Below are 26172 nucleotides of genomic sequence, written 5' to 3' on the forward strand. Positions count from 1 at the left end.
CCTCCTGTCCGAGGACGACCATCATGCGCTTCTCGCGCTTCTTCATCACCCGGCCGATCTTCGCCGCCGTCATCGCGGTGATGATCACCATCGTCGGCGCGATCGCCTATCTGGCGCTGCCGGTATCGCAATATCCCGATATCGTGCCGCCCACCGTCACCGTGAGCGCCGCCTACCCCGGCGCCTCGGCCGAGACGGTGGCCGAAACCGTCGCCGCGCCGATCGAGCAGGAGATCAACGGCGTCGACAACATGCTCTACCAGTCGTCGCAGTCGACCGGCGACGGCAACGTGACGATCACCGTCACCTTCCGCATCGGCACCGATCTGGATGCCGCGCAGGTGCTGGTGCAGAACCGCGTCGCCGTCGCCACGCCGCGTCTGCCGGAGGAGGTGCAGCGGCTGGGCGTCGTGACGCGCAAGACCTCGCCCGACTTCCTGATGGTGGTGAACCTCATCTCGCCCGATCACTCGCTCGATCGCGGCTACATCTCCAACTACGCGCTCACCCAGGTGCGCGACCGGCTGGCCCGTATCGAGGGCGTGGGCGACGTGCGGCTGTTCGGCGCGCGCGACTATTCGATGCGCGTGTGGATCGATCCCGGCCGCGCCGCCGCACTCGACCTGACGGCGGGCGAGATCGTGGCGGCCTTGCGCGCGCAGAACGTGCAGGTCGCCGCCGGCACGCTGGGCCAGCCGCCGTACGGGGCAGGCGCCGCCTTCCAGCTCAACGTGGAGACGCAGGGGCGGCTGACCGATCCGAGGCAGTTCGCCGACGTGGTGATCCGCACCGATGCCGCCGGCCGGCAGGTCCGCGTGTCCGATGTGGCGCGGGTGGAGCTTGGCGCGCAGGATTACGGCGCCAACACCTATCTGAGCGGTGACGACACCGTGGTCGCCGCCGTGTTCCAGCGCCCCGGCTCCAACGCGCTGGCCGCCGCCCACGCCGTTTCGGCCGAGATGGAGACGATGTCGAAGCGGTTCCCCAAGGGCCTCGAATATCGCGTCATCTACAATCCCACCGAGTTCATCGCGCAGTCGATCGAGGCGGTGAAGCACACCCTGTTCGAGGCGATGATCCTCGTGGTGCTGGTGATCCTGGGGTTCCTCCAGAAATGGCGCGCGGCGATCATCCCGATCGTGGCCATTCCCGTCTCGCTGATCGGCACCTTCGCGGTGCTGGCGGCGGCGGGCTATTCGCTCAACAACCTGTCGCTGTTCGGGCTGGTGCTGGCGATCGGCATCGTGGTGGACGACGCGATCGTCGTGGTGGAAAACGTCGAGCGCAACCTGGAACATGGCCAGACCCCGCTGGAGGCGGCGCGCACCTCGATGGACGAGGTGTCGGGCGCGCTGGTGGCGATCGTGCTGGTGTTGTGCGCGGTGTTCATCCCCACATTGTTCCTCGGCGGGCTTTCCGGCGCGTTCTACCGCCAGTTCGCCGTCACCATCTCCACCGCGACGATCATCTCGCTGCTGCTGTCGCTCACCCTGTCGCCGGCGCTGGCGGTGCTGCTGCTGCGCCCGACCGCCCCTGCCGGCGACGGCAACCGCCTGACCCGCTTCGTGCGGGGTGCCGGTGATCGCTTCAACCGCGGGTTCGAGCACCTGAGCGACGGCTATGCCCGCCTGACGCTGCGGCTGGTGGCGATGCCGAAGCGCATGATGACCGCTTATGCCGCGCTGATCGCCGTGACCGGCATCGTGTTCGCCGCCACCCCCACCGGCTTCGTGCCGGCGCAGGATCAGGGCTATTTCCTCACCGCCATCCAGTTGCCGCCCGGCGCCTCGCTGGCGCGCACCGATGCGGTGATGCGGAAGGTGGTGCAGCGCATCCTGCCGCTGGCCGGGGTGAAGGGCGCGGTGATGCTCGCCGGGTTCGACGGCCCGTCGCAGACGCTCGCGCCCAACTCGGCCGCCGCCTACATCCCGCTGAAGAGCTTCGAGGAGCGGGCCGAGCTGGGCGTCACCTATGCCGGCATCATGGATGCCGCGCGCAAGGCCACCGCCGACATCGACGAGGCGCGCCTGTTCGTCCTGCCACCGCCGCTGATCCAGGGGCTCGGCTCGGCCGGCGGCTACAGCATGATGGTGAAGGACGAGGGCAACCACGGCTACCGCGAGATGGAGAAGGCAGCAGGCGGGCTGATCGGCAAGGCGAACGGCACGAAGGGGCTGGCGCAGGTCTTCACCTTCTTCGAGACGGCCACGCCGCGCGTGTTCGCCGATGTCGATCGCGCCAAGGCCAATCTGCTCGGCGTGCCGCCGGAGCGCGTGTTCGAGGCGTTGCAGGTCTATCTCGGCTCGGCCTTCGTCAACGATTTCAACCTGCTCGGCCGCACCTACCGCGTGACGGCACAGGCCGACGCGCCGTTCCGCAACACCACCGCCGATATCGCCAACCTCAAGACCCGTTCCAATTCCGGCGCGATGGTACCGCTGGGCACCGTCTCCACCTTCACCGACAAGACCGGGCCGTATCGCGTGACGCGCTACAACCTGTTCCCGGCGGTGGAGGTGCAGGGGGATACCGCACCCGGCTTCTCCTCGGGCCAGTCGCTGGTGGCGATGGAGAAGCTGGCGGATGCCGACCTGCCCGCCGGCTACACCCACGAATGGACGACGATGGCGTTCCAGCAGAAGGCGGCCGGCAGCACGGCGGCGGTCGTGTTCGGCATGGCGGTGCTGTTCGTCTTCCTCGTGCTCGCCGCACAATATGAAAGCCTCACGCTGCCGCTGGCGATCATCCTGATCGTGCCGATGTGCCTGCTCGCCGCCATGGCGGGGGTGAACCTGCGGGGAATGGACAACAACGTCCTCACCCAGATCGGCCTCGTGGTGCTGATCGCGCTGGCCGCCAAGAACGCCATCCTGGTGGTGGAGTTCGCCAAGCAGGCGGAGGAACGCGACGGCCTTTCGCCGGTGGAGGCGGCGGTGCGCGCCGCGAAGGACCGGCTGCGGCCGATCCTGATGACGAGCTTCGCCTTCATCCTCGGCGCGGTGCCGCTGGTGATCGCCACCGGCGCGGGTGCCGAGCTGCGGCAGGCGCTGGGCACGGCGGTGTTCTTCGGGATGATCGGCGTGACCGGCTTCGGCCTGCTGTTCACCCCCACCTTCTACGTGGTCGCCCGCGCGCTGGCGCAACGGTTCGAGCGTCGCCGCCCGGCCGCGCCCGCGCCCGCGCTCCAGCCGGCCGAATAGGAACGATGATGCGAAACGCCCTCCTCGCCAGCCTTTCCGCCCTCGCGCTCTCGGCCTGCGCCGCCGGACCGGATTATGTCGCCCCGACAGCGCCGCCGCCGGCGACGGCCGATTTCATCACCGCCAACCCGGCCACCACCGCGACCGCCACGTCGATCGAGTGGTGGCGGATGTATCGCGATCCGGTGCTGGACGGCCTCGTCGCCGATGCCCTGGCCGCCAATACCGACGTGCGCGTGGCCGTCGCCCGGCTGGAGGCGGCGCAGGCCGCGCTGCGCGGCGCGAAGACCGATCGGGAGCCGCAAGTGGGGCTGGGCGGCAGCGCGCAATATGGCCGCGCCTCGCAGCTCCAGTCGCTGCCCGGTTTCGATCGAGAACGGGCGACCTACGACGTGGGCCTGAACGTCAGCTACGAGGTCGATCTCGCCGGCCGCGTCCGCCGCAACGTGGAGGCGGCGCGCGGCGACGTTGGCGCGGCACGCGCCGATGCCGACGCCGTCCGCGTCTCCATCGTGGCGGCCACCACGCGCGCCTATGTCGATGCCGCCTCGGCCGCCGAGCGACTGGCGGTCGCCCAGCGGATCGTGGCGTTGCTGGCGCGATCGACCGACCTGACGGTGAAGCGCGTGGAGGCCGGACGCGCGACCAAACTTGATTCGTCACGCATCGCCGCATTGCGCGATCAGCGCGCCGCGCTGGTGCCGGCCATCGCCGCGGAACGGCAGGCGGCGCTGTTCCGCCTCGCCACGCTTACCGGCCGCACCCCGCGCGATCTGCCCGCCGCCGCGGGTGCGCGCACCACCACGCCCCGGCTGGACCAGCCGATCCCGATCGGCGACGGCGCCGCGCTGCTGACGCGCCGGCCCGACGTGCGCGCGGCCGAGCGGCGCCTCGCCGCCACCACCGCGCGGATCGGCGTGGCGACGTCCCAGCTCTATCCGCAGATCAGCCTCGGCGGCTCGATCGGCTCCACCGCGATCGACGCGGGCGACATCTTCACCGGCGGGCCGTTCCGCTGGCTGCTCGGGCCGCTGCTCAACTGGACGCTGAACCAGTCCGCCGCGCGCGCGCGCATCGCCGGGGCGGAAGCGGATACGCGCGGCGCGCTCGCCGACTTCGACGGCAGCATCCTGACCGCGCTGGAGGAAACCGAGACCGCGCTGTCGAACTACGCGCGCGAGATCGACCGCCGCACGCAGCTTCAATCCGCGCGGGACAATGCCGCCGTCACCGCGCGCATCACCCGCGCCCGCCAGCGCGAGGGGCAGATCGATTTCCTGACGGTGCTGGATGCCGAACGCACCTTCGCCGATGCCGATGCGGATCTGGCGACGGCCGACGCGCGCATCGCCGCCGCGCAGGTCGATCTGTTCCGCGCGCTCGGCGGCGGCTGGCAGACGGCGGGCGGCAGCTGATCGCGATGCGGCCATCCCGCGAACGGGCAAGGCCAATCCATACCCCGGGCGCGATCGAGAGACCACCTCGTCTCGACGTCGCCCGGATATCCGCGCCTGCCCGTTGCCGATATCGACATCGCACCTTCTGGCATGCCGCCTCGATCCACGCCGATGTTGCCGGCGGCCCATTACGCGACACAATGACGCCTGGCGGGAGGTTCGCCTGTCCGGCCATGGCTCCCTTCCCGGTCGTCCATGGCGACAGACCGTCGCGTGCGACATGCGCCCGCCGGGTTATAAAGCGGGGAAGCGATGCTATATCCGGCCTGACCTTTTCTTCCAGCGAGTATCGATGAGCGCACCCCTTCTCGACGGCCCCCGCCTCGCCCCCGCCTCCGGCGGCACGCCAAAACAGATCGTCGTGCTGCTGCACGGCTACGGATCGAATGGGGCGGACCTGATCGGGCTGGCGCCGCACTGGCGCGGCGCGCTGAAGGACACCCTGTTCGTCGCTCCGAACGCACCGGAACGGGTGCCGGGGATGCCCGGCGGCTTCCAGTGGTGGGGGCTCGCCTCGTTCGATCGCGCGGCGCTGGCCGCCGGCGCCGCGCGCGCCGCCCCGGTGCTGGACGCCTACCTCGATGCCCTGCTTGCGGATCATGGCCTGACGGACGACCGCCTCGCGCTGGTCGGGTTCAGCCAGGGTACGATGATGGCGCTGCACGTCGGCCCGCGCCGTCAAAGGGCGCTGGCGGGGATCGTCGGCTATTCGGGGATGCTTGCCGATCCGGCCGGGTTCGCGGGCGGTGTGCGCAGCAAGCCGCCGGTTCTGCTGATCCACGGCGATGCCGATCCGGTCGTGCCCGTTGCCGGCTTCCACGAGGCGAAGCGCGAAATGCATCGGTCGGGCTTCGCCGTCTCCGATCATCTGAGCCGGGGGCTGGAGCATAGCGTCGACATGGACGGCCTGCGCGCGGGCGAACGGTTCCTTGCCCGGGTGCTGGCTCCGCCCGTCGCCTGATATCTTGCATCGTCGGGGTGCATCCGCAGGCGGACGTCAGGAACGGGCGGTTGCGGCCGGAAGGGGGAGTTGGGTCCCACCGGCGCCTCGCCGCCTCGCCATCCTCCACCGCGGAGGCCGGCGATGCGTCAGCCGGCGTGGCCGATCCGGGCGAGCGTGGCCGTATCCGCCATGCCGCCGAACCAGCGTTGCAGCGCAGCCTCGAACAATCGCTCGCCGCGTGCGGCGTGGAACAGGGTAAGCGAGGAGCGCAGCTTTGCCGCATCGATCTCGCCGAACACGATCACCGGGTCGGCACAGTCGAGATCCTGCAACGCCGCCACGCATTCGCGGTAACGCGCGCCGAGCACCGGATGGTCGAGGTAGGCGCATGCCTCGTCGAGCGACGCGATCGCATAGAGTTGCGCCATCGCGCTGTGGCCGAGGCCGGCGATCTGCGGAAAGACGTACCACATCCAGTGGCTGCGCTTGGCGCCCCGGCGGATCTCGTTCAGCGCGGTCGCGTAGCTGCCCGCCTGCGCAGTGACGAAACGATCGAGATCGTGACGATCGGCGACGCCGCTGGTCCCGTCGCCCTGCACCTCCTCGCCCCGCGCCGCCTCGCCCGTCACCCGCCACTCCACCCCAATCGGCCGGCGCATGGCGCCGACGCACGTCCCGAACAGATATCGGCATCGAAGCCGACATCTCTAGAACAAGGCGGGAACATGTCAATCCGGGCGCGATGGATGCCAGCGGGGACGGGCGTGCGAGCCGGCAGCCGCCGGGCAAAGCCGAAACCCGGCCGACAGCCGCGACGGATCGATGCCGGCATACCCTGACCGCGCGCCCCGGAGAGATGCGATCCGCTACGCCGGGCGGATATCGGTCGGCCGGAAACATCCGCCGGCGATGGATCAATGTCCTCCGTGCGGGCGGAAACGGTATCGGCACAAGCGGGTCGGGCCGCAGCCCGCCCGCTCATGCCGAACCGCCGGGTCAGGCGGTGATCTGGCCGAGCCGGTCCTCGTCGGTATAGACCTGGAAGCGGGCGAGCCACGCCGGGCCGAACGTGTTGGTGAGCGCCACGTCGGTGGCGTCACGCCCGCGCGCCATCAGGATGCGCCCGCGCCGGGGATAGTTGTGGCGCGCGTCGAAAGTGTACCAGCGCCCGTCCAGATACGCCTCGAACCATGCCGAGAATTCCATGTCGCCGACGACGGCCGGCAGATCCATATCGCCCATGTAGCCGGTGCAGTAGCGCGCCGGGATGTTCATGCAGCGACACAGCGTGACGGCCAGATGCGCATAATCGCGGCACACGCCGGCGCGTTCCTCGTGCGCGTCCCACGCGGTCCGCGTCGGGCGCGCGGTGGCGTAGTTGAAGCCAATCCGCTCGTGCACGTAGCTGACGATCGCCTGCACCCGGCCCCACCCCGGCGTGGTGCCGCCGAACAGCGACCAGGCGACGTCCGACAGCCGGTCCGTCTCGCAATAACGGCTGCCGAGCAGATACATCAGCACGTCGTCGGGCAGCTTCTCGATCGGCACCTGCTGCGCATCCGGCACCACCGCGTCCGGCTCGAACGGATCCTCGATCACGAAGCCGGTGGAGATGGTGATGCCGCCCGCCGGGATCGTCAGCCGGGTGCACACGTTGCCGAACGAATCGACATAATCATACAGCGGCACATCCGGCACCGACATGATCCGCTGCGCCGTGCGCAGGTCCTTGTTGCGCGAGGAGTGGATGCTGAGGTTCGCCAGCATCGGCACGGGTTGCGTCGTTTCGAAACTGATGTCGTAGCCGGCCCGGATCAACAACGGCTGATCTCCTCGATGCGGTGGAAGCATGGCAATCGGCGCGCGGCCGTTGCCGTTATCGTCGCGGCGGGCATGACGGGCAGCCGCGACCGCCCCTCGGGCATCGCCGGCCTCATCCCCCTACAGGATCGTGGCCATCTTGGCGATGGCGGTCGCCGGCCAATACCGCCGTTCCGGCGCTTATCCTGCCGGCTTGCCCGTACCGCGCCGCCGGGCCATGCGGGCGCATCGACGGCGGAGGCATCCGGATGAAGGGCAGGACGATCACGCTCGGGCTGGCGGCGCTTCCGATCGGGGCGGCGGCGCTCCTGGGTGGGCTGTACCGCCGGTCGCCGCCGCTGGCGCTGAATGCGCTCAACGATCTGGTACCGGGCGATGGCGGCGTCCGCCGCGTCGCCACCGCCGTGCCCTTCGCCGACGGCATCGCGCTGGACGTGTGGGCGGCCGGCACCGGCGGCGCGCCGAAGCCGGTACTGATCTTCTATTACGGCGGCGCGTGGGCGTCGGGGCGGCGGCGCGACTATGCCTTCGTCGCCCGCGCCTATGCGGCGCGCGGCTTCGTGGTGGTGCTGCCCGATTATCGCAAGGTGCCCGGCGTCCACTTCCCCGCCTTCGTGGAGGATGGCGCGGCGGCGGTGCGCTGGACGCACGACACCATCGCCCGTTTCGATGGCGACCCGGCGCGCATCGTGCTGGCCGGTCATTCGGCGGGCGCCTACATCGCGGTGATGCTGGCGCTGGACCGGCGCTATCTGGCCGCCGCCGGGGTCGATCCCGGGGTGGTGCGCGCGGCGGCGGGGCTGGCCGGCCCCTATGATTTCCACCCCTTCACCTCCCCGCGCGCGCAGGTGGCGATGGGCCGGGCGCCCGATCCGCGCCAGACGCAGCCGATCACCTTCGCCCGCCGCGACGCGCCGCCGCTGTGGCTGGCGACGGGCACTGCCGATATCGAGGTGCACCCGGAAAACGCCCTGTCGCTCGCCGCGCATCAGCGGGCGGCGGGCAGCACCACCACCGTGCTGCGGCAGTATCCGGGGCGGCGCCATAACGACCTCGTGATGGCGATCGCCAAGCCGTTCCGCCGGCGCGCGCCGGTGCTGGGGGAGAGCATCGCCTTCTTCAGGGCGCATCTCGCCCTGTTGTAAGGCGGCGCGCGCGATCCGCGCGGCAAACGTCAGGATCGGCTTGCGATCCGCCGGCTCACGGTGTCTGACGGGCGGGATGACAGGCCTGCCCCTCCCCCGCCGCTACCTTGCGATCCTCGCCGTTTCGGCCGGCAATGCGCTGGTGACGATGGACAGTTCGATCGCCACGGTCGCGCTGCCGTCGATCGCGCGGGCGCTGGCGGTGCCGGCCTCGTCGGTGCTGCTGGTCGTCACCGTCTATCAGCTGGTGCTGGTGATGACGCTGCTGCCCTTCTCGAATCTCGGCGAACGCTTCGGCCTGCGCCGGCTGTACCAGGGCGGGCTGGCGCTGTTCACGGTCGCCACGGTGCTGTGCTTCTTCGCCAAGAGCCTCCCGTTCCTGCTGGTGGTGCGCGCGGCGCAGGCGCTGGGGGCGGCGGCGGCGCTCAGCGTGTCGCCGGGGCTGGTGCGGCAGATCTACCCGCAATCCCAGCTCGGGCGCGGTCTCAGCCTCAACACGCTGGTCGTCACCTCCGCCAGCGCGCTGGCGCCCACCATCGGCGGGGTGGTGCTGGGGCTGGCGCCGTGGCCGTGGGTGTTCGCCTCGGCGGTGCCGTTCGCGGCGCTGTCCCTGCTGTTCGGCCGCAACCTGCCGGCGGCCAGCCCGCGCAGCGACCCGTTCGACGTGCTGGGCGCGGTGCTGTGCGCCGCCACCCTCGGCCTCACCATCGCCGGACTGGAAACCGCCGTGCATGGCGATTCGCCGGTCGTCTCGGCCGCGATCGTGGTGGCCGGGCTGGCGATCGGCGTGGTGTTCGTGCGACGCGAGCTTGGCGAGCCGCGCCCGATCATCCCGGTCGATCTGCTCGCCCAGCCGGCGCTGGCGCTGTCGCTGGCGGGGTCTTTCGCCGCCTCGCTCGGCTCGATGCTGCTGATGCTGTCGCTGCCGTTCCGCCTGCAGCAGCAATACGGCTTTTCACCGGGGGCGGTGGGGGCGGTGCTGGCGCCGTGGCCACTGACGATGATGGTGGTGGCCCCGATCGCGGGCGCGCTCTCGGATCGCTATCCCCCCCGGGCGATGGGGGCGATCGGCATGGCCATCGCCACCACGGCACTGGTGCTGATCGCCTTTCTGCCCGCCCACCCGGACTTCTTCGACATCGCGTGGCGGATGGTGCTGTGCGGCATGGGCTACGGCCTGTTCCTGTCGCCCAATGCCCGGCTGGTGATCGGCGCCGCACCGATCGAGCGTGCCGCCTCGGCCGGCGGCATGGTGGCGACCAACCGGCTGATCGCACAGACGATGGGCGCCACGCTGGTGGCGGCGCTGCTGTCCCACGGGCTCGGTTCAGGGCCGCTGCCGCCGTTGATCGGCGCTGGGCTGGCGTTGCTCGCCGGGCTGTGCAGCCTTGCCCACGTCGCGCCTGTGGGGCGGGTGCCGGCGGAGGTGGCGGAAAGACTGTAGGGGGTTACGGCCCGAGGGAGACTTTTCGTCCTTACTCGCCGGACCGGTGCCCCCGTGCGAACTCCCGGTCCGCCTCGTCGATCGCGCGCAGCAGATCGCCGAAACATGGTGTCTGGTCCACTGGATAGGCGCGGGTGAATCCGCTTCCCAGCAATTTCAGATCGGCCGATGTAAGCAGGCCGACTGCGACGATCCTCTCCTCGCGTTGCATCCGTCGCTCCCGATAATACAGACCTGCCCAACGAGCCGGGGGCGGAAGCGTGCCACTTGTTTCGGCTGCGTTCAGCGATGAGGCAGCCCTTGTGGCAATCGTGCGACTATGCCGGCCCCTCCTGCCCCGGTTCGCGCGGGGCCGGGCCAGGGCCGTCCTCGTCGCGCGCGGGGCCGATGCCGGTGCCCAGCTTCTCGCCGGTCACGCGCTCGATCGCGATGCCGGCGGTCAACCCGTGGACGATGGTGGACAGTACGATGGCAAAGGCCACCGCCGTCCACAGCCCGGCCTCGTTGACCAGCTTCACGTGCCCGCCGGCATAGGCGATGTAGTAGATCGAGCCGATCCCGCGCACGCCGTAGAACGCCGCCAGCGCCCGCCCCCGCCCCGTCAGCGCGGTGCGCGACAGCACCAGCCAGCCGACCAGCGGGCGGATCACGAAGACCAGCGCCACGCCGATCACCACATGCGCCGCTGTGAGCGCGGGCAGCAGCCGGGGGATCACCAGCCCCAGCGCGATCAGCAGCGCCGCCGTCAGCGCATGTTCGATCGTCTCGGTGAAATCGTGCAGCGTGCGGTGAAACTCGTGCCGCGCCTCGGACCGGCGCAGCGTCATGCCCGCCACGAACACGGCGATGAAGCCATAGCCTTCGAGCAATTCGGTGACGCCGTAGCACACCAGCGTGCCGGCGATGGCGACCACGCCCGAATTAGTGCCCGCCAGCGGATTGCCGCGCGGATAGCCGAACAGGATGCGGCCGAGCAGCCAGCCGATCGCGATGCCGCCCAGCGCACCGACGGCGATGCGATAGACCACGTCGAGCGCGAACCAGTGCAGCACCAGATCGCCCGACACCACGCCCGCCGCGCCGATCATCAGCGCCAGATGGACGAACGGGAAGGCAAGGCCATCGTTCAGCCCCGCCTCGGTGGTGAGGGTGTAGCGCACCGGATGCTCGCCGCCCTCCAGCGGCGGGCCGACCTGCACGGCGCCGGCCAGCACCGGATCGGTTGGCGCGAGCACCGCGCCCAGCAGCAGCGCGCCGACGAAGGTCATGCCCGCCAGGCTGCTGCCCAGCACCGCCACGATCGCGATGCACAGCGGCATGCCCAGCGCGAGCAGCCGGATGGTGGGGGTCCAGCTGTCCAGCGTGGTCAGCCGGTCGATCCGCAGCCCGGTGCCGAACAGCCCAATGATGAGCGCGAACTCGCTGACATGCTCCCACCAGGGTGCGTGGACCGTGGGGTCGATCGCCTCGCCCAGACCCGGCAACAGGCTCCTGGCGACGGCACCGGCGGCGATCAGCAGCGTGGAGGCCGCCGGCTCCCGCCCGGAAACGAAACGCGGCAGCCAATAGGCCACGATCAGCCCGCAGCCCAGCACCGCCAGGACAAGGGGATAGGACGATACCTCGAACATCCGGTCGCGCATCCTTCCGAATGTTCGGGAAAACGCCCGCCGGCCGCAGCCGGCGGGCGTTCGTTCAGCCGGCGTCGGCTTCGGCGTGCAGAACCACGGCAGTCTCGGCGAGCTTGGTCATATACTCGTCGCCGCCGTAGATCTCCTTGGTCGCCTCGCGCAGCTTCTTGTTGTCGTCCTTCAGGCCCAGCGCCTTGGCGTAGGCGGCGGCGGTGCCGAAGCCGGCGATGCCGTAGTGCGTCATCCGCTGATATTGCGCGATGATGATCGCATCGAGCAGCGGCCCCTTGTCCGGCCCTTCCTCCAGCACATGCTTGGTCGCCTCGGTGACGAGACCTTCCATGCCCTTGCAATGATCCTTGGAAACCTTCTCGTCCTGTCCGGCGATCAGCTCCTTCAGGATATCGGTGTGCTTGCCGATCCCGTCCTGCGACTTCGTCAGCATTTCCTTGAGTTGATCGTCGCTGGCCTTGCCGGCGATCTTCTTGAGCAGGCGCTTCATCTGGTCGTTGGCGGACCAGAGATCCTTCAACTCGTCGATGTAGATTTCCTTGAGGTCTTCAGGGGTGGACATCTCGGACGCTCCCGCCTGCACCGGAACCGTGATCGGGCCGACACTTTACGTCGAGCGAACAGGCGGTTGCGATGTTCCATCCGCCGCCGCGCCCCGCCGGTTCATGACAAATCGGACAGACACGGGGCGCAACGCAACCGGAAGCCGCGTCGTTCGCTTGGCGTGGCGAAGAGGGAGACAACAATGTTCGAGGACAGGGTGGCGATCGTGACGGGCGGGGAATCCGGCATCGGGGCCGCATGTGCCGTCGCGCTGGGGGCCGCCGGCGCGCGTGTCGTCATCACCTATTTCGCCGATGCCGCCGCAGCGCAGGCCGTGTGCCGCACGATCGGCGACGAAAGCCGCGCCGTCGCCGTGCAGACCGACGTGGGCGACGAGGCGGCGGTTGCCCGGCTGTTCGACACGGCGGAACGGGCGTTCGGCCCGGCCCGGCTGCTCGTCAACTCCGCCGGCCTGAACATGAGCGGCGTACGGATCGCCGACATGGCGCTGGCGCAGTTCGACCGGGTGGTGCGCTCCGATCTGTACGGCCCGTTCCTCACCTGCCGCCGGTTCGTGCAGGCGCTGGCCAAGGCGGGCGGCGGCGGGCGCATCGTCAACATCTCCTCGATCCACGAGAAGGCGCCGCGCGCCGGCGGGGTGGATTATGATTCGGCCAAGGGCGGCCTCTCGCAGCTCACCGCCACGCTGGCGCTGGAACTGGCGCCGCAGGGCATCGCGGTGAACGGCGTGGCGCCGGGCATGATCCTGACGCCGATGAACCAGTCCGCGCTCGACGACCCGGCGGAGCGCGCCGCCAAGGAGAAGGCGATCCCGTGGGGCCGCGCCGGCCGGCCGGACGAGGTGGCGGCGCTGGTGACCTTCCTGCTGTCGCCCGCCGCCGACTATATCAGCGGCACCACCGTCACCATCGACGGCGCGCTGTCGCTCACCGTCGCGCAGGGGGCCTGACCGATGCCGGCCTATGTGGTTGAACGGCTCGACGACGTGACCGTCGACGAAGGCTCGATGCTGGACGGCATGGACATGATGAGCCCGTTTGTCTGGAAGGAAGGTGATGCGTACCGGATGCTGGTGCGCGGCGTGCCCGATCCGCTCGGCCCGCACGACCCGACCGGGCTGATCGTCTGCGGTACGAGCGACGACGGCCTCGGCTTCACGCTGGACGATCACCTCGCCATCACCCCCGGCCGCTTCGGCGACGATGCCGGCGGCTGCGAGGACCCGACCGTGCTGCGGACCGGCGACGGCTATCTGGTCTATTACACCGGCGTCGATGCGGCGCGCGCGCAAGGCTCGCTGATCCTGGCCGCCGGGCCGGACCTCGCCTCGCTGGAGAAGCGGGCGCTGATGCTGAAGGCGCCGCCGGGCGAGGGCAACATCAAGGAGGCGACGCTCGCGCAGACCGGCGCGGGTGACTGGCGCCTGTTCTACGAATATGCCGCCGACAATGCCTCGCGCATCGGCATGGCCGGCGGCCCCGCCCCGGAAGGCCCCTGGACGGTGCTGCCCGATCCCTTCGGCATCCGCGAGAACAGCTGGGACAACTGGCACCTCTCGACCGGCCCGATCGTGCAGGTCGAAGGGCGCGATCCGGTGATGTTCTACAACGGCGCCACCCATGATGCGCGCTGGCGGATCGGCTGGATCAGCTTCGACCCCGGCTTCACCCGCGTGACGGGCCGGGGGATCGAGCCGATGCTGGTGCCGCCGCCGCCGGTCGACCGGGCCGCCACCGACATCGCCTTCGCCGGATCATGCACGATCGAGGGAGACCGGATCGCGCTGTATTACTCGCTGGAGGACCGCATCCTGCGCCGCGCGCTGATCCGCTACTACGGCTGAGGCCTTGCTATTGCAGTGCAGGAGGTCGCCCGTTCTGGCGCAATCGGTGACTTGCCTGTAACGATGCGCGGACCCTCACTGTTCGGTGCCAATGACCATCAACGAATCCGATCGACTCGCCGGGCTGCTTCGCCACCGCATCCTCGATACCGCGCCCGAACCACCGTTCGACGATGCCGTCGCGCTGGTGCAGCTGCTGTGCGACGTGCCGATCGCGCTGGTGTCGCTGGTGGATGCGGATCGCCAGTGGTTCAAGGCGGCCTGCGGCGTGGACGTGCGCGAGACGGCGCGGGACACCTCGGTCTGTTCGCTGGCGATCGAGAGCGAGGGGCTGTTCGTCATCCCCGATCTCTCCGCCGATCCGCGCACGGCGGCGATGTCGCTGGTGCGCGATGCGCCGCATCTGCGCTTCTATGCGGGTGCGCCGCTCGTCACGCGGGACGGCATCGCGCTCGGCAGCCTGTGCGCGATCGACACGGTCGCCCGCCCGGAAGGGTTGAGCGAGCGGCAGCGCACGGGGCTGGCGCTGGTCGGCCGGCAGGTGACGGCGCTGATCGAGACGCGCATGGCCGCGATCGGCGAGGCCGAGGCGGTGCTGGCCGGGCAGGAAACCGAAAGCCATTACCGCCACGTGATCGACAGCGCCGTCGACAGCGCGATCATCGCGATCGACCCGAAGGGCGACGTGATGGCGTGGAGCAAGGGCGCCGAGACCATCTTCGGCTGGACCGAAACCGAAATGATCGGCGCGCCGCTGGCGACCATCTTCACGCCGGAGGACCGCGCGATCGATCGCCCGGCGCGGGAGATGCGGATCGCCCGCGAACAGGGCCGCGCCACCGACGAGCGCTGGCACCTGCGCAAGGACGGCACCCGCTTCTACGCAAACGGCGCCGTCACGCCGCTGATCGGCGCCGATCATCGTGGCTTCGTGAAGAGCCTTCGCGACGTCACCGCCGAGCATGAGAACCGCGTCGCGCTTGCCATGAGCCGCGAGGAGCTGGAGCTGGCCTCCCGCGCGGCGCGGCTGGGCCGGTTCGATTTCCGCCCCGGCACCGGATCGCTGGTGTGGGACGATCGCTGCCGCGAACTGTTCGGCCTGCCGCCCGGCGCGCCTGTCTCCTACGAGGCCTCGTTCCTCGCCGGGCTGCACCCGGACGACCGGGATAGCGCCGCCGCCGCCGTGGCCGCCGCGCTGGACCCGACCGGCACCCGCGCCTTCGATGAGGAGTATCGCACGATCGGGATCGAGGACGGGATCGAGCGGCACGTCGCCGCGCACGGCCTGGCCTTCTTCGAGGGCGATACCCCGACCCGCCTGATCGGCACCGTGCAGGACGTGACCGCCAGCCGCCGCACGCTGAGGCGGCTGGCGCAGACCGAGGAACGGCTGCGGCTGGCCTCGCGCGCCACCAACGACGCCATCTGGGACTGGGATCTCGTGTCCGACATGGTGATCTGGAACGAGGCGCTGACCGACGCCTACGGCCATGCCCCGGCAGACGTCGGCCCGGACGGCGCGTGGTGGATCGGCCATATCCATCCCGACGACCGCGAACGGGTGGGCCACGGCATCCACGCCGTGATCGACGGCACCGCGAGCGACTGGACCGACCACTACCGCTTCCTCAAGGCGGACGGCAGCTATGCCGACATCCAGGATCGCGGCTTCGTGATCCGCGACGAGCATGGCCGCGCGACCCGCATGATCGGCGCGATGCTGGACCAGACCGAGGTGCGCGCGCTGCTGCGCCAGCTTGAATCGCGCGCGATCGGGCTGGCCGAGGAGGTGAAGGTCCGCACCGGGGAGCGCGACCGGCTGTGGGAAACCACCAGCGACCTGATGGCGACCGCCGGGCTGGACGGCTATCTGAAGGAGGTCAATCCGGCGTGGCAGCGGCTGCTCGGCTGGACCGAAGCCGAACTGCTCGCACGGCCGTTCATCGTGCTGGTGCATCCCGACGATCATGCCGCGACCGCCGGCGTGGTGGCGCAGCTCGCGCGCGGCGAGACGGTGAAGATGTTCGTCGATCACGTGCAGTCGGCCGACGGCAGCTACCGCACGCTGATGTGGGATGCGGTGCCGGAGGGCGACCGCTTCTACATCGTCGGCCGCGACCTGACCGAGCAGCGCGCGATCGAGGACCGGCTGCGGCAGGCGCAGAAGATGGAGGCGGTGGGCCAGTTGACCGGCGGCATCGCGCATGACTTCAACAACATGCTCACCGGCATCATCGGCTCGCTCGATCTGCTGAAGCGCGACATCGCCGGCGGTCGGCAGGATCGCATCGATCGCTACATGGATGCGGCGACCACCTCGGCGCAACGCGCCGCCGGGCTGACCGACCGGTTGCTCGCCTTCTCGCGGCGGCAGTCGCTCGATGTGCAGTCGATCGACGTCAACAGCCTCGTCGCGGGGATGGAGGATCTGCTGCGCCGCACGCTGGGCGAAAGCGTGGGGCTGGAGGTACGGCTGACCACGGCGGCATGGCCCGCGCGGACCGATGCCAACCAGCTGGAGAGCGCGCTGCTGAACCTGGCGATCAACGCGCGCGATGCCATGCCCGATGGCGGCCGGCTGACGATCGAGACGGACAACGCCGTGCTGGACGAGCATTACGTCGCCCTGCTGGCCGACGAGATCGCCGCGGGCGACTATGTGGTGATCTCGGTGTCGGACACCGGCACCGGCATGGCGCCGGACGTGATCGCCAAGGCGTTCGATCCGTTCTTCACCACCAAGCCGATCGGCCAGGGCACCGGCCTCGGCCTGTCGATGATCTACGGGTTCGCGCGCCAGTCCGGCGGCCATGCGCGGATCTATTCCGAGGTGGGCCGGGGCACGACGGTGAAGCTGTACCTGCCGCGCGCCGAGGTGGCCGCTGCGATCGCGCAGGACGGCCCCGCCCCGCTGCGCCGCGCCGAGGCGGGCGAATGCGTGCTGGTGGTGGAAGACGATCCGGCGGTGCGGATGCTCGTGATCGACGTGCTCCAGTCGCTCGGCTACGCGGTGGAACAGGCGGCGGACGGGCCATCGGCGCTGCCGCTGATCGACACGATGCCGCGGCTGGACCTGCTCATCACCGATGTCGGCCTGCCGGGCATGAACGGGCGGCAGGTGGCGGAAATCGCGCGCCAGCGGCGGCCGGACCTGCCGGTGCTGTTCGTGACGGGCTATGCCGAAAAAGCGGCGGTACGCGGCGGCTTCCTCGACGAGGGGATGGAGATGATTACCAAGCCGTTCGCGATCGATGCGCTGTCCGCCCGCATCCGCGAGATGCTGGAATAGGGCCGGGCGTCATCGCCTGCTTCGCCGGGTCGCGCGGGTGCCCGTGCAACCCGGCGAAGCAGGTGCACGACTAGCCGATCGCCCGGATCACCAGACCGAGGCCTGCCCACAGTGCCGTCGAAATATAGATGGCGAGCAGAAGCCCCCGGGGGTTCGGTGCGACGCATACCTCTGCGTAAAGCGGGGCCGTGCCCGATATCTCCACTATCCCTCTCCCGATCGCCGGCTGTTCTGCTTGTTTCAGTATAGGACAAGTCGCTGATTCGTCATATTGCTCTTAATGCAATTGGCACCCGTTCGACCAAAGTCGAATATTCCTTTCCCCACGCGTCGATCGCGCTCCCCCGGCAACCATCGCGCTCGCCGCTTGTTCGCGTGGCTGTCGCCATGTGATACGGCGGACAGGAAAACCGATCGAAACAGGATGTTGCGTGACCGCGCCAGCCACTGAACTTGCACTTACCGGCGTCGAAGGCCTCGACAACATCCTGGCCGGCGGGTTGACCCGTGGCCGGGTCTTCCTGCTGGAGGGCAGCCCCGGGACCGGCAAGACGACGATCGCCTCGCAATTCCTGATGGAAGGCGTCGCACGGGGCGAGCGATGCCTCTACGTCACCCTGTCCGAAACCGAAGACGAGTTGCGCGACAGCGCCGCCTCGCACGGCTGGGACCTGTCGGGGATCGACCTGTTCGAACTGGTGCCGCCCGAAAGCCTGCTCGACGCGGACCAGCAGCAGAGCCTGCTCTACTCCTCCGACCTCGAACTGGGCGAGACGACGCGGCGCATCTTCGAGGCGTTCGAGCGGGTGAAGCCGGACCGGATCGTGCTGGACAGCCTCTCCGAGATCCGCCTGCTGGCGCAAAGCTCGCTGCGCTACCGGCGGCAGATCCTCGCGCTCAAACATTTCTTCTCCACCCAGAACGCCACCGTACTGATGCTGGACGACCTGACCGCCGAAGCGGCCGACAAGACCGTGCACAGCGTGGCGCACGGCGTAATCATGCTGGAGGAACTGGCACCGAACTACGGGCCGGAGCGGCGGCGCTGCCGGGTTATCAAGTATCGCGGCCGGCGTTTCCGGGGCGGCTATCATGATTTCGTGATCGCCCCCGGCGGCGTGCGGGTGTTCCCGCGTCTCGTCTCGTCTGAGCACCGCACCGGATACAGCCGCACCATGCTGTCCAGCACCGTGCCCGAACTCGATTCGCTGCTGGGCGGCGGCGTGGATCGCGGGTCCAGCGTGCTGGTGCTGGGGCCGGCGGGCACCGGCAAGTCGCTGCTGGTCCTCACCTTCGTGAAGGCGGCGATGGCGCGCGGCGAGACGGCGGCACTGTTCATCTTCGACGAGGAGATCAGCATGCTGTTCAGCCGCGCCCTCGCGCTCGGCATCGACATGGCAGGGCTGGTGAAGGAAAAGCGCCTGTTCGTGGAGCAGGTGGACGCGGCCGAGATGTCTCCGGGTGAGTTTTCGGAGCGGGTGCGCAACTGCGTGGAACAGCATGCGGCGCGGACCATCATCATCGACAGCCTCAACGGCTACCAGGCGGCGATGCCGGAGGAGAACGCGCTGATCCTGCACATGCACGAACTGTTGCAGTATCTGAACCGTCAGGGCGCCACCACCTTCGTCACCGTGGCGCAGCACGGGCTGGTCGGCGACATGAAGACGCCGGTGGACGTGACCTATCTGGCCGACACGGTGGTGCTGCTGCGCTATTTCGAGGCGGCGGGGCGCGTGCGCCGGGCGATCTCGGTCATCAAGCGGCGGGCCGGGGCGCATGAGGATACGATCCGCGAATTTCGCATCGGTAGCGACGGCATCCGCCTCGGCGAGCCGCTCGTGGGCTTTCAGGGCGTGCTGCGCGGCGTGCCCGATTTCACCGCCGGGGCGCCGCAACTGCTTGCCGACGTGCCGAAGTGATCCCGCATCTTTCGGAGCGCGCGCTCGTCCTGGCGCCGCGCGGGCGGGATGCGGCGATCGCCGCGTCGATCCTCACGGAGGCGGGGCTGCTGGCCGAGGTTTGCGTGTCGTTGCCGGCGCTGATCGAGGGGCTGGAGCGCGGCGCGGGTTTCGCCGTACTTACCGAGGAGGGGCTGGGCACCGCCGACCTCAACCCGCTGGCCGGCTGGCTGCGCGATCAGCCCGAATGGTCTGACTTCCCGTTCATCCTGCTCACCCAGCGCGGCGGCGGGCTGGAGCGCAACCCGGCCGCCCGCCGCTTCCTCGATGCGCTGGGCAACGTCACCTTCCTCGAACGCCCGTTTCATCCCACGACGCTCATCAGCCTCGCCCAGTCCGCGCTGCGCGGCCGGCGCCGGCAATATGAGGCGCGCTCGCGGCTGGAGGAGCTGCATCGCGGCGCCGAGAAGTATCGCACGTTGTTCGAATCGATCGATGTCGGCTTCTGCATCATCGAAATGATGTTCGACGACGCGGGCCGGCCGGTCGACTATCGCTTCGTCGAGGCCAATCCGGCATTCGTCCGGCAGACGGGGCTGGAAAACGCCATCGGCCGGACGATGCGCACGATCGTGCCCGGTCACGAGCAGCACTGGTTCGACATCTACGGCCGCGTCGCGACGACCGGCGAGCAGATCCGGTTCGAGGACCATGCCGAGGCGCTGGGAGACATCTGGTACGATGTCTATGCCTTCCGCGTCGGCGATCCGGCGGAACGGCAGGTGGCGGTGCTGTTCAACGACATCTCCGACCGGCGACGCGTGGAGGAAAAGCTGCGCCAGAGCGAGGAGCGGCTGCGCGGCCTGAACGAGACGCTGGAGGAGCGCGTGGAGGCGCGCACGCGCGAGCTGGAAATGGCGCAGGAGGCGCTGCGCCAGTCGCAGAAGCTGGAATCGATGGGCCAGCTCACCGGCGGCGTCGCGCATGATTTCAACAACCTGCTCACCCCGATCGTCGGCAGCCTCGACCTGCTCCACCGGCGCGGCGTGGGCAGCGAGCGCGAGCGCAAGCTGATCGAGGGCGCGGTGCAATCCGCCGATCGCGCCAAGACGCTGGTGCAGCGGCTGCTCGCCTTCGCGCGGCGGCAGCCGCTGCAGGCGACGGCGGTGGACATGGGCGGGCTGGTGCGCGACATGGCGGACCTGATCGCCAGCACCTGCGGCCCGCGCGTGCGGCTGCATCTGGCGATCGACCCGGCGGTGCCGCCGGCCCAGGCGGATGCCAACCAGATCGAGATGGCGCTGCTGAACCTGGCGGTGAACGCGCGCGACGCCATGCCCGAGGGCGGCACCCTGACCATCGGCGTCGCTGCCGATACGACGGGCGATGGCAATCCGGCCGGGATGGCGGCGGGCGAATATGTCCGCCTCAGCGTCACCGATACCGGCACCGGCATGGATGCGGAGACGCTGGCGCGCGCGATCGAACCGTTCTTCACCACCAAGGGCGTGGGGCGCGGCACGGGCCTCGGCCTGTCGATGGTCCACGGCGTCGCGGCACAGCTGGGCGGCGCGCTCTCGATCGACAGCACGCCGGGCGAGGGCACCGCGATCCATCTGTGGCTGCCGCGCGGGCAGGCGGGCGACCTCGCCATTGCCGCCTCCGCCGAGGATGCGCCGACGCACCGCCATCGCGGCAAGGTGCTGGTGGTGGACGATGAGGATCTCGTCCGCGCCAGCACCGCCGACATGCTGGGCGAGCTGGGCTACGACGTGGTCGAGGCCAGTTCCGCAGAGGATGCCCTGGCGATCGTCGAGGCCAACCCGGATCTCGATCTGATGGTGACCGACCACATGATGCCCGGCCTGTCGGGCACCGAGCTGGCGCATCGCGTGCGGGCGAGGATGCCGCGAATGCGGGTGCTGGTGATCTCCGGCTATGCCGAAACGCGGGGAATTTCGGACGACCTGCCGCTCTTGACCAAGCCGTTCAAGCATGACGATCTGGCGACCAGCCTCGCCCAGCTTTAGCGATCGTGACATTTGTTGTGACCGGCGCGGAAAGCGTATGTTAATGTGAGGCCATCGCCAATCGTTTAAGAGGCCAGTCGGCGACTGAGAGATGCACGTGCTCCCGCCCTGTGGGAGGATGCTGTGACCCATACCAGCCTGATACTCGAAAGATTCGTCCGAAAGATGGAAAGCCGCTGCTCGCTCAGCCCGAACGACCGGGAGGCGGTTCTGGCGCTGCCGGTAATGCAGCGCACCTATCAGCCCAATACCTACATCATCCGCGAGGGCGAGCTGTTGCAGCGCCATTGCGCGTTCATCATTTCCGGCTTCGCCATCCGCCAGAAGCTGACAAATGTGGGCGCGCGACAGATCGTGTCGATGCACCTGCCGGGCGACCTGCTGGATCTGCAGCACCTCTACCTGAACTATGCCGACCACAATGTGCAGGCGCTGACCCTGATGGAGGCCGCGGAGATCGGGCGGCCGGCGCTGCGTCGGCTGGTGCTGCGCAACCCCCGCGTGGCCACCGCGATGTGGATCGACGCGCTGGTTGATTCCTCCATCTCCCGCGAGTGGCTGCTCAACGTGGGCCAGCGCGATGCGCGCGGGCGCATCGCGCACCTGCTCTGCGAATTTGCCGCGCGGATGACGGCGGCGGGGATGGCGAGCGACAGCGGATATGAGCTGCCGATGACGCAGGAACAGATCGGCGATGCCGTCGGCCTGACCGCCGTCCACGTCAACCGCACGATCAAGGCGTTGAAGGCGGAGAACCTCATCACCCGCGACAAGCGCCACCTTCATTTCCACGATATCGAGGGCATTCGCGCCATTGCCGGCTTCAGCTCGCTGTACCTCCACCTCGACCAGATCACGACTGATCCGGAAGACCGGCCAGGCGACGAACGGGGCGCCTGACCCGACCCATTCGGCGGTGGTGAAACTGCGATAGGCCGTGGTGCGTTCTGCCCTCCATGAAAGATTTATCCGGTCTATCGCCCTGCGACGCACCTGTGCGTATCGTCGGTACGGGTTCGGGTTCACGGGGAATGGAAGCGGCATGAGCAAAAGCGTGGATTTCGAGATTTCGCGGCGCGGGGTACTGGCAGGCGGCGCCGCGACGGTGGCCGCCACCACCGCGGCCCCGGCGGTACAGGCGCAGGCTGCACGGCCCGCCCCCGCCGCGCCGCTGGCCGATGTCTCGCTGAAGGTGAACGGCACGTCGCATCGCCTGTCGGTGGATACGCGCACCACGCTGCTCGATGCGCTGCGGGAGAATCTGAAGCTTACCGGCACCAAGAAGGGCTGCGACCACGGCCAGTGCGGCGCCTGCACGGTGCTGGTGGACGGGACGCGGATCAACGCCTGCCTGACGCTGGCGGTAATGCACGATGGTGACGAGATCACCACGATCGAGGGGCTGGGCACGCCGGACAAGCTTCATCCGATGCAGGCCGCGTTCGTGAAGCACGACGGCTACCAGTGCGGCTATTGCACGCCGGGCCAGATCTGCTCGGCCGTGGCGGTGCTCGGCGAGATCAAGGCGGGGATCCCCAGCCATGTGAGCGCCAGCCTGACCGACAGACCTCAGTTGACGACCGCCGAGATGCGCGAGCGGATGAGCGGCAACATCTGCCGGTGCGGTGCCTATTCGAACATCGTCGAGGCCATGGCCGACGTGGCGGGAGTGAACGCATGAAGCCCTTCACCTACGAGCGCGCCGCCACCCCGGCGGACGCCGCGGCATCGGCCGCACGCACGCCCGGCGCCCGTTTCATCGGCGGCGGCACCAACCTGCTCGACCTGATGAAACTGCAGATCGAGACGCCCCCGCACCTGATCGACGTGGGCCACCTGAAGCTGGACCGGATCGAGGACACGCCCGAGGGCGGCCTTCGCATCGGCGCGCATGTCACCAACACCGCTCTGGCCTCCGATGCGCGGGTGCGGCGTGATTACGGCGTGGTGAGCCGCGCGATCGTGGCAGGGGCGTCCGGCCAGTTGCGCAACAAGGCGACGACGGCGGGCAATCTGCTCCAGCGCACGCGCTGCCCGTATTTCTACGACACCAACCAGCCATGCAACAAGCGCAAGCCCGGATCGGGCTGCGGCGCGATTGGCGGCTACAGCCGGCAACTGGCGGTGATAGGCACCAGCGACGCGTGCATCGCGACCTATCCCGGCGACATGGCAGTGGCGATGCGCGTGCTCGATGCGACCGTGGAGACGGTGTCCCCCGGTGGCGCCAAGCGCGCGATCCCGATCGCCGACTTCCATCGCCTGCCCGGCTCTACGCCGCATATCGAGACGACGCTGGTTCCCGGCGAGGTCATCACGGCGGTGACGCTGCCCAAGCCGATCGGCGGTACGCAGATGTACCTCAAGGTGCGTGATCGCGCGTCCTATGCGTTCGCCCTCGTTTCCGTGGCGGCGGTGATCCAGCGGGACGGCAGCGGCCGCGTGGCGGTGGGCGGCATCGCGCACAAGCCGTGGCGGGTGGAGGCGGCGGAGGCCGACATGCCGCGCGGCGCCAAGGCGGTAGCCGCGCGACTGCTGGCCGGCGCGAAACCCACGCAGGACAATGCATTCAAGATTCCGCTGGTCGAGCGCACGCTCGCGGCGGCACTGGCGGAGGCCAAGGCGGCATGAAGTTCGATACCCCCGCGACCACCAACCCGATCGACCGGCTCCGCGTCGTCGGCAAGCCGACCGACCGGATCGATGGCAAGTACAAGACCACCGGCACCGCGCCCTACGCCTACGAACGGCACGATGTCGTGGCCAACCAGGCCTATGGGCACATCGTCGGCGCGGCCATCGCCAAGGGCCGGATCGAGCGGATCGACCTGGCCGAAGCGCAGGCAGCGCCCGGCGTGATCGCCATCGTGACGGCGGCCGATGCCGGCCCGCTGGGCAAGGCGCAGACCAATACCGCAAAGCTCCTCGCCGGGCCGGATGTGCAGCATTACCATCAGGCGGTCGCCATCGTGGTCGCCGAGACGTTCGAGCAGGCACGGGCCGCCGGCGCGCTGGTGCGCGTCGAATACGCGCGCGCCAAGGGGGCCTATGATCTGGCCGGCGCCAAGAGCGGTGCGGCCACGCCGGACAAGTCCGAACATCCGGACAGCGCCGTCGCGGACTTTGCCGGGGCGTTCGCTGCGGCGCCCGTGTCGATCGACGCGACCTATACCACGCCGGACCAGAGCCACGCGATGATGGAGCCGCACGCCTCGATCGCATCGTGGCAGGGCGACAAGCTGACGCTGTGGACCTCGCACCAGATGATCGCGTGGAGCAAGCGCGATCTGGCGAAGACGATGGGTATCCCGGCGGCCAACGTGCGCGTGGATTCGCCCTATATCGGCGGTGGCTTCGGCGGGAAGCTGTTCCTCCGTGCCGACGCGGTGATGGCGGCGCTGGCGGCACGCAAGGCGGGACGCCCGGTGAAGGTGGCGCTGGCGCGGCCGATGATCGCCAACAATACCACCCATCGCCCCGCGACCATCCAGCGCATCCGCATCGGCGCACGCCGGGACGGCACGATCACCGCGATCGGGCATGAAAGCTGGTCGGGCAATCTGGCCGACGGGTCGCCCGAAATGGCGGTGCAGCAGACGCGACTGCTGTACGCCGGCGCCAACCGGATGACGCGCACCCGCCTGGCGCTGCTCGATCTGCCGGAGGGCAACGCCATGCGAGCGCCCGGCGAGGCGCCCGGCCTGATGGCGCTGGAGATCGCGATGGACGAGATGGCGGAAAAGCTGGGCATGGACCCGGTCTCCTTTCGCGTCCTCAACGACACGCAGGTCGACCCCGAGAAGCCCGAGCGGCCGTTCTCGCAGCGCCAGTTGGTGAAATGCCTTCAGGATGGCGCGGCCAAGTTCGGCTGGGACAAGCGGGCGGCCAAGCCCGGCACGGTACGCGACGGGCGCTGGCTCGTCGGGATGGGCGTCGCCTCGGCCTTCCGCAACAACATGCTGATGAAGTCGGCCGCGCGGGTGCGGCTGAACGACAAGGGCGTGGTCACGGTCGAGACGGACATGACCGACATCGGCACCGGCACCTACACCATCATCGCGCAGACCGCCGCCGAGATGATGGGCGTGCCGCTGGACAAGGTGGTGGTGAAACTCGGCGACTCCGACTTCCCCGCCTCGGCCGGATCGGGTGGGCAATGGGGCGCCAACAACTCCACGTCCGGCGTGTATGCCGCCTGCGCCAAGCTGCGCGAGGCAGTGACGGCCAAGCTGGGCCTCGCGACCGACGCCGTGTTCGAGGACAGCCGCGTAAAGGCCGGCGGCCGTAGTGCGAAGCTGACCGATGCCGCACGCGACGGGGAACTCGTCGCCGAGGACCTGATCGAATATGGCGACCTCGACAAGAAGATGCAGCAGTCGACCTTCGGCGGCCACTTCGTCGAGGCGGCGGTCGATTCCTATACCGGCGAGGTGCGTATCCGCCGAATGCTGGCGGTGTGCGCGGCCGGCCGCATCCTCAACCCCAAGTCCGCGCGCAGCCAGGTGATCGGCGCGATGACGATGGGTGCGGGCGCCGCGCTGATGGAGGAGCTTGCGGTGGACAAGCGCTTCGGCTTCTTCGTCAACCACGACCTCGCGGGTTACGAGGTGCCGGTCCACGCCGACATTCCGCATCAGGAGGTGGTGTTCCTCGACGAGGTGGACCCGCAATCCTCGCCCATGAAGGCCAAGGGCGTGGGCGAGCTTGGCATCTGCGGCGTCGGTGCCGCGATCGCGAACGCCATCTACAACGCTTGCGGCGTGCGCGTGCGCGATTATCCGATCACGCTGGACAAGATGATCGACCGGCTGCCGCAGGTGGCGTGACCTGACGACCCCGCCCCGTGACGTGCCAGGTCGCGTCATGGGGCGGGGTCATCCTTCCGGCGCGGA

General features: G+C 69.2%; 19 protein-coding genes. 14 read left to right on the plus strand and 5 right to left on the minus strand.

The annotated features are described in order from the left end of the window. Positions 1-23: 23 nt before the first annotated feature. The 3 genes from FOY91_RS05340 to FOY91_RS05350 all read left to right on the plus strand — a co-directional run bounded on the left by FOY91_RS05340 (position 24) and on the right by FOY91_RS05350 (position 5618). Positions 24-3200: an efflux RND transporter permease subunit gene (locus tag FOY91_RS05340; RefSeq protein WP_145148899.1), complete on the plus strand. Its 3177-nt coding sequence runs from the start codon at positions 24-26 to the stop codon at positions 3198-3200. Positions 3201-3205: 5 nt separating this feature from the next. After that, on the plus strand, positions 3206-4615 hold the full coding sequence (locus FOY91_RS05345) for an efflux transporter outer membrane subunit (RefSeq protein WP_145148901.1): 1410 nt from the start codon (positions 3206-3208) through the stop codon (positions 4613-4615). Positions 4616-4949: 334 nt separating this feature from the next. Then, entirely contained in the window at positions 4950-5618 is a 669-nt protein-coding gene (locus FOY91_RS05350) for an alpha/beta hydrolase (RefSeq protein ID WP_145148903.1), read from the plus strand. A 128-nt stretch (positions 5619-5746) separates the two neighbouring features. Here FOY91_RS05350 and FOY91_RS05355 read toward each other — a convergent pair whose 3' ends face one another. Together FOY91_RS05355 and FOY91_RS05360 are read right to left on the minus strand one after the other, a co-directional pair. Continuing rightward, a complete protein-coding gene (locus FOY91_RS05355; RefSeq protein WP_145148905.1) occupies positions 5747-6259 on the minus strand; it encodes a DUF1810 domain-containing protein in 513 nt (170 codons plus the stop codon). A gap of 337 nt (positions 6260-6596) precedes the next feature. Continuing rightward, positions 6597-7421 (minus strand): transglutaminase-like domain-containing protein, encoded by an 825-nt coding sequence (locus tag FOY91_RS05360; RefSeq protein WP_145148907.1) that lies wholly within the window; start codon positions 7419-7421, stop codon positions 6597-6599. A gap of 248 nt (positions 7422-7669) precedes the next feature. Between FOY91_RS05360 and FOY91_RS05365 the strand changes: the two genes are divergently transcribed. Further along, complete coding sequence (locus FOY91_RS05365) at positions 7670-8566, plus strand: alpha/beta hydrolase (RefSeq protein ID WP_145148908.1); 897 nt, start codon at positions 7670-7672, stop codon at positions 8564-8566. 76 nt (positions 8567-8642) lie between these two features. Beyond that, a complete protein-coding gene (locus tag FOY91_RS05370; protein WP_145148910.1) occupies positions 8643-10010 on the plus strand; it encodes an MFS transporter in 1368 nt (455 codons plus the stop codon). Between the two features lie 31 nt (positions 10011-10041). On the opposite strand, the gene FOY91_RS05375 is transcribed toward FOY91_RS05370, so the two are convergent. The 3 genes from FOY91_RS05375 to FOY91_RS05385 form a co-directional block, all read right to left on the minus strand. Then, positions 10042-10221 (minus strand): hypothetical protein, encoded by a 180-nt coding sequence (locus tag FOY91_RS05375; RefSeq protein ID WP_145148912.1) that lies wholly within the window; start codon positions 10219-10221, stop codon positions 10042-10044. Positions 10222-10327: 106 nt separating this feature from the next. Next, positions 10328-11641 carry a cation:proton antiporter gene (locus FOY91_RS05380; protein WP_238995265.1) on the minus strand — a complete coding sequence of 438 codons (1314 nt, stop codon included), beginning with the start codon at positions 11639-11641 and terminating at the stop codon, positions 10328-10330. A 64-nt stretch (positions 11642-11705) separates the two neighbouring features. Further along, entirely contained in the window at positions 11706-12215 is a 510-nt protein-coding gene (locus FOY91_RS05385) for a ferritin-like domain-containing protein (RefSeq protein WP_145148916.1), read from the minus strand. Positions 12216-12398: 183 nt separating this feature from the next. Between FOY91_RS05385 and FOY91_RS05390 the strand changes: the two genes are divergently transcribed. The 9 genes from FOY91_RS05390 to paoC all read left to right on the plus strand — a co-directional run bounded on the left by FOY91_RS05390 (position 12399) and on the right by paoC (position 26106). Beyond that, positions 12399-13166, plus strand: a complete 768-nt coding sequence (locus FOY91_RS05390) for an SDR family NAD(P)-dependent oxidoreductase (protein ID WP_145148918.1) — start codon at positions 12399-12401, stop codon at positions 13164-13166. 3 nt (positions 13167-13169) lie between these two features. After that, a complete protein-coding gene (locus tag FOY91_RS05395) occupies positions 13170-14060 on the plus strand; it encodes a glycoside hydrolase family protein (protein WP_145148920.1) in 891 nt (296 codons plus the stop codon). 91 nt (positions 14061-14151) lie between these two features. Continuing rightward, positions 14152-17349: a PAS domain S-box protein gene (locus tag FOY91_RS05400; protein ID WP_145148922.1), complete on the plus strand. Its 3198-nt coding sequence runs from the start codon at positions 14152-14154 to the stop codon at positions 17347-17349. 431 nt (positions 17350-17780) lie between these two features. Continuing rightward, complete coding sequence (locus FOY91_RS05405) at positions 17781-19271, plus strand: ATPase domain-containing protein (protein ID WP_145148924.1); 1491 nt, start codon at positions 17781-17783, stop codon at positions 19269-19271. Continuing rightward, positions 19268-21280, plus strand: a complete 2013-nt coding sequence (locus FOY91_RS05410) for a hybrid sensor histidine kinase/response regulator (RefSeq protein ID WP_145148926.1) — start codon at positions 19268-19270, stop codon at positions 21278-21280. The genes FOY91_RS05405 and FOY91_RS05410 overlap by 4 nt, the downstream gene beginning before the upstream one ends. Positions 21281-21403: 123 nt before the next feature. After that, positions 21404-22180, plus strand: coding sequence for a Crp/Fnr family transcriptional regulator (locus tag FOY91_RS05415; RefSeq protein ID WP_238995266.1), 777 nt, complete (start codon positions 21404-21406; stop codon positions 22178-22180). Between the two features lie 142 nt (positions 22181-22322). Then, positions 22323-22961, plus strand: a complete 639-nt coding sequence (gene paoA, locus FOY91_RS05420) for an aldehyde dehydrogenase iron-sulfur subunit PaoA (RefSeq protein ID WP_145148928.1) — start codon at positions 22323-22325, stop codon at positions 22959-22961. Beyond that, a complete protein-coding gene (locus FOY91_RS05425) occupies positions 22958-23911 on the plus strand; it encodes an FAD binding domain-containing protein (protein WP_145148929.1) in 954 nt (317 codons plus the stop codon). The genes paoA and FOY91_RS05425 overlap by 4 nt, the downstream gene beginning before the upstream one ends. Beyond that, positions 23908-26106 (plus strand): aldehyde oxidoreductase molybdenum-binding subunit PaoC, encoded by a 2199-nt coding sequence (gene paoC / locus FOY91_RS05430; RefSeq protein ID WP_145148931.1) that lies wholly within the window; start codon positions 23908-23910, stop codon positions 26104-26106. The genes FOY91_RS05425 and paoC overlap by 4 nt, the downstream gene beginning before the upstream one ends. The last annotated feature ends 66 nt before the right edge of the window (positions 26107-26172 follow it).

This window comes from Alterirhizorhabdus solaris, from assembly GCF_007785815.1.
Classification (GTDB): Bacteria; Pseudomonadota; Alphaproteobacteria; order Sphingomonadales; family Sphingomonadaceae; genus Alterirhizorhabdus; species Alterirhizorhabdus solaris.

Coding starts and splice junctions, on each gene's coding strand:
- FOY91_RS05340 (WP_145148899.1), top strand. CDS start 24: ATGCGCTTCTCGCGCTTCTTCATCACCCGGCCGATCTTCGCCGCCGTC.
- FOY91_RS05345 (WP_145148901.1), top strand. CDS start 3,206: ATGATGCGAAACGCCCTCCTCGCCAGCCTTTCCGCCCTCGCGCTCTCG.
- FOY91_RS05350 (WP_145148903.1), top strand. CDS start 4,950: ATGAGCGCACCCCTTCTCGACGGCCCCCGCCTCGCCCCCGCCTCCGGC.
- FOY91_RS05355 (WP_145148905.1), bottom strand. CDS start 6,259: ATGCGCCGGCCGATTGGGGTGGAGTGGCGGGTGACGGGCGAGGCGGCG.
- FOY91_RS05365 (WP_145148908.1), top strand. CDS start 7,670: ATGAAGGGCAGGACGATCACGCTCGGGCTGGCGGCGCTTCCGATCGGG.
- FOY91_RS05370 (WP_145148910.1), top strand. CDS start 8,643: ATGACAGGCCTGCCCCTCCCCCGCCGCTACCTTGCGATCCTCGCCGTT.
- FOY91_RS05375 (WP_145148912.1), bottom strand. CDS start 10,221: ATGCAACGCGAGGAGAGGATCGTCGCAGTCGGCCTGCTTACATCGGCC.
- FOY91_RS05380 (WP_238995265.1), bottom strand. CDS start 11,641: ATGTTCGAGGTATCGTCCTATCCCCTTGTCCTGGCGGTGCTGGGCTGC.
- FOY91_RS05385 (WP_145148916.1), bottom strand. CDS start 12,215: ATGTCCACCCCTGAAGACCTCAAGGAAATCTACATCGACGAGTTGAAG.
- FOY91_RS05390 (WP_145148918.1), top strand. CDS start 12,399: ATGTTCGAGGACAGGGTGGCGATCGTGACGGGCGGGGAATCCGGCATC.
- FOY91_RS05395 (WP_145148920.1), top strand. CDS start 13,170: ATGCCGGCCTATGTGGTTGAACGGCTCGACGACGTGACCGTCGACGAA.
- FOY91_RS05400 (WP_145148922.1), top strand. CDS start 14,152: ATGACCATCAACGAATCCGATCGACTCGCCGGGCTGCTTCGCCACCGC.
- paoA (WP_145148928.1), top strand. CDS start 22,323: ATGAGCAAAAGCGTGGATTTCGAGATTTCGCGGCGCGGGGTACTGGCA.
- FOY91_RS05425 (WP_145148929.1), top strand. CDS start 22,958: ATGAAGCCCTTCACCTACGAGCGCGCCGCCACCCCGGCGGACGCCGCG.
- paoC (WP_145148931.1), top strand. CDS start 23,908: ATGAAGTTCGATACCCCCGCGACCACCAACCCGATCGACCGGCTCCGC.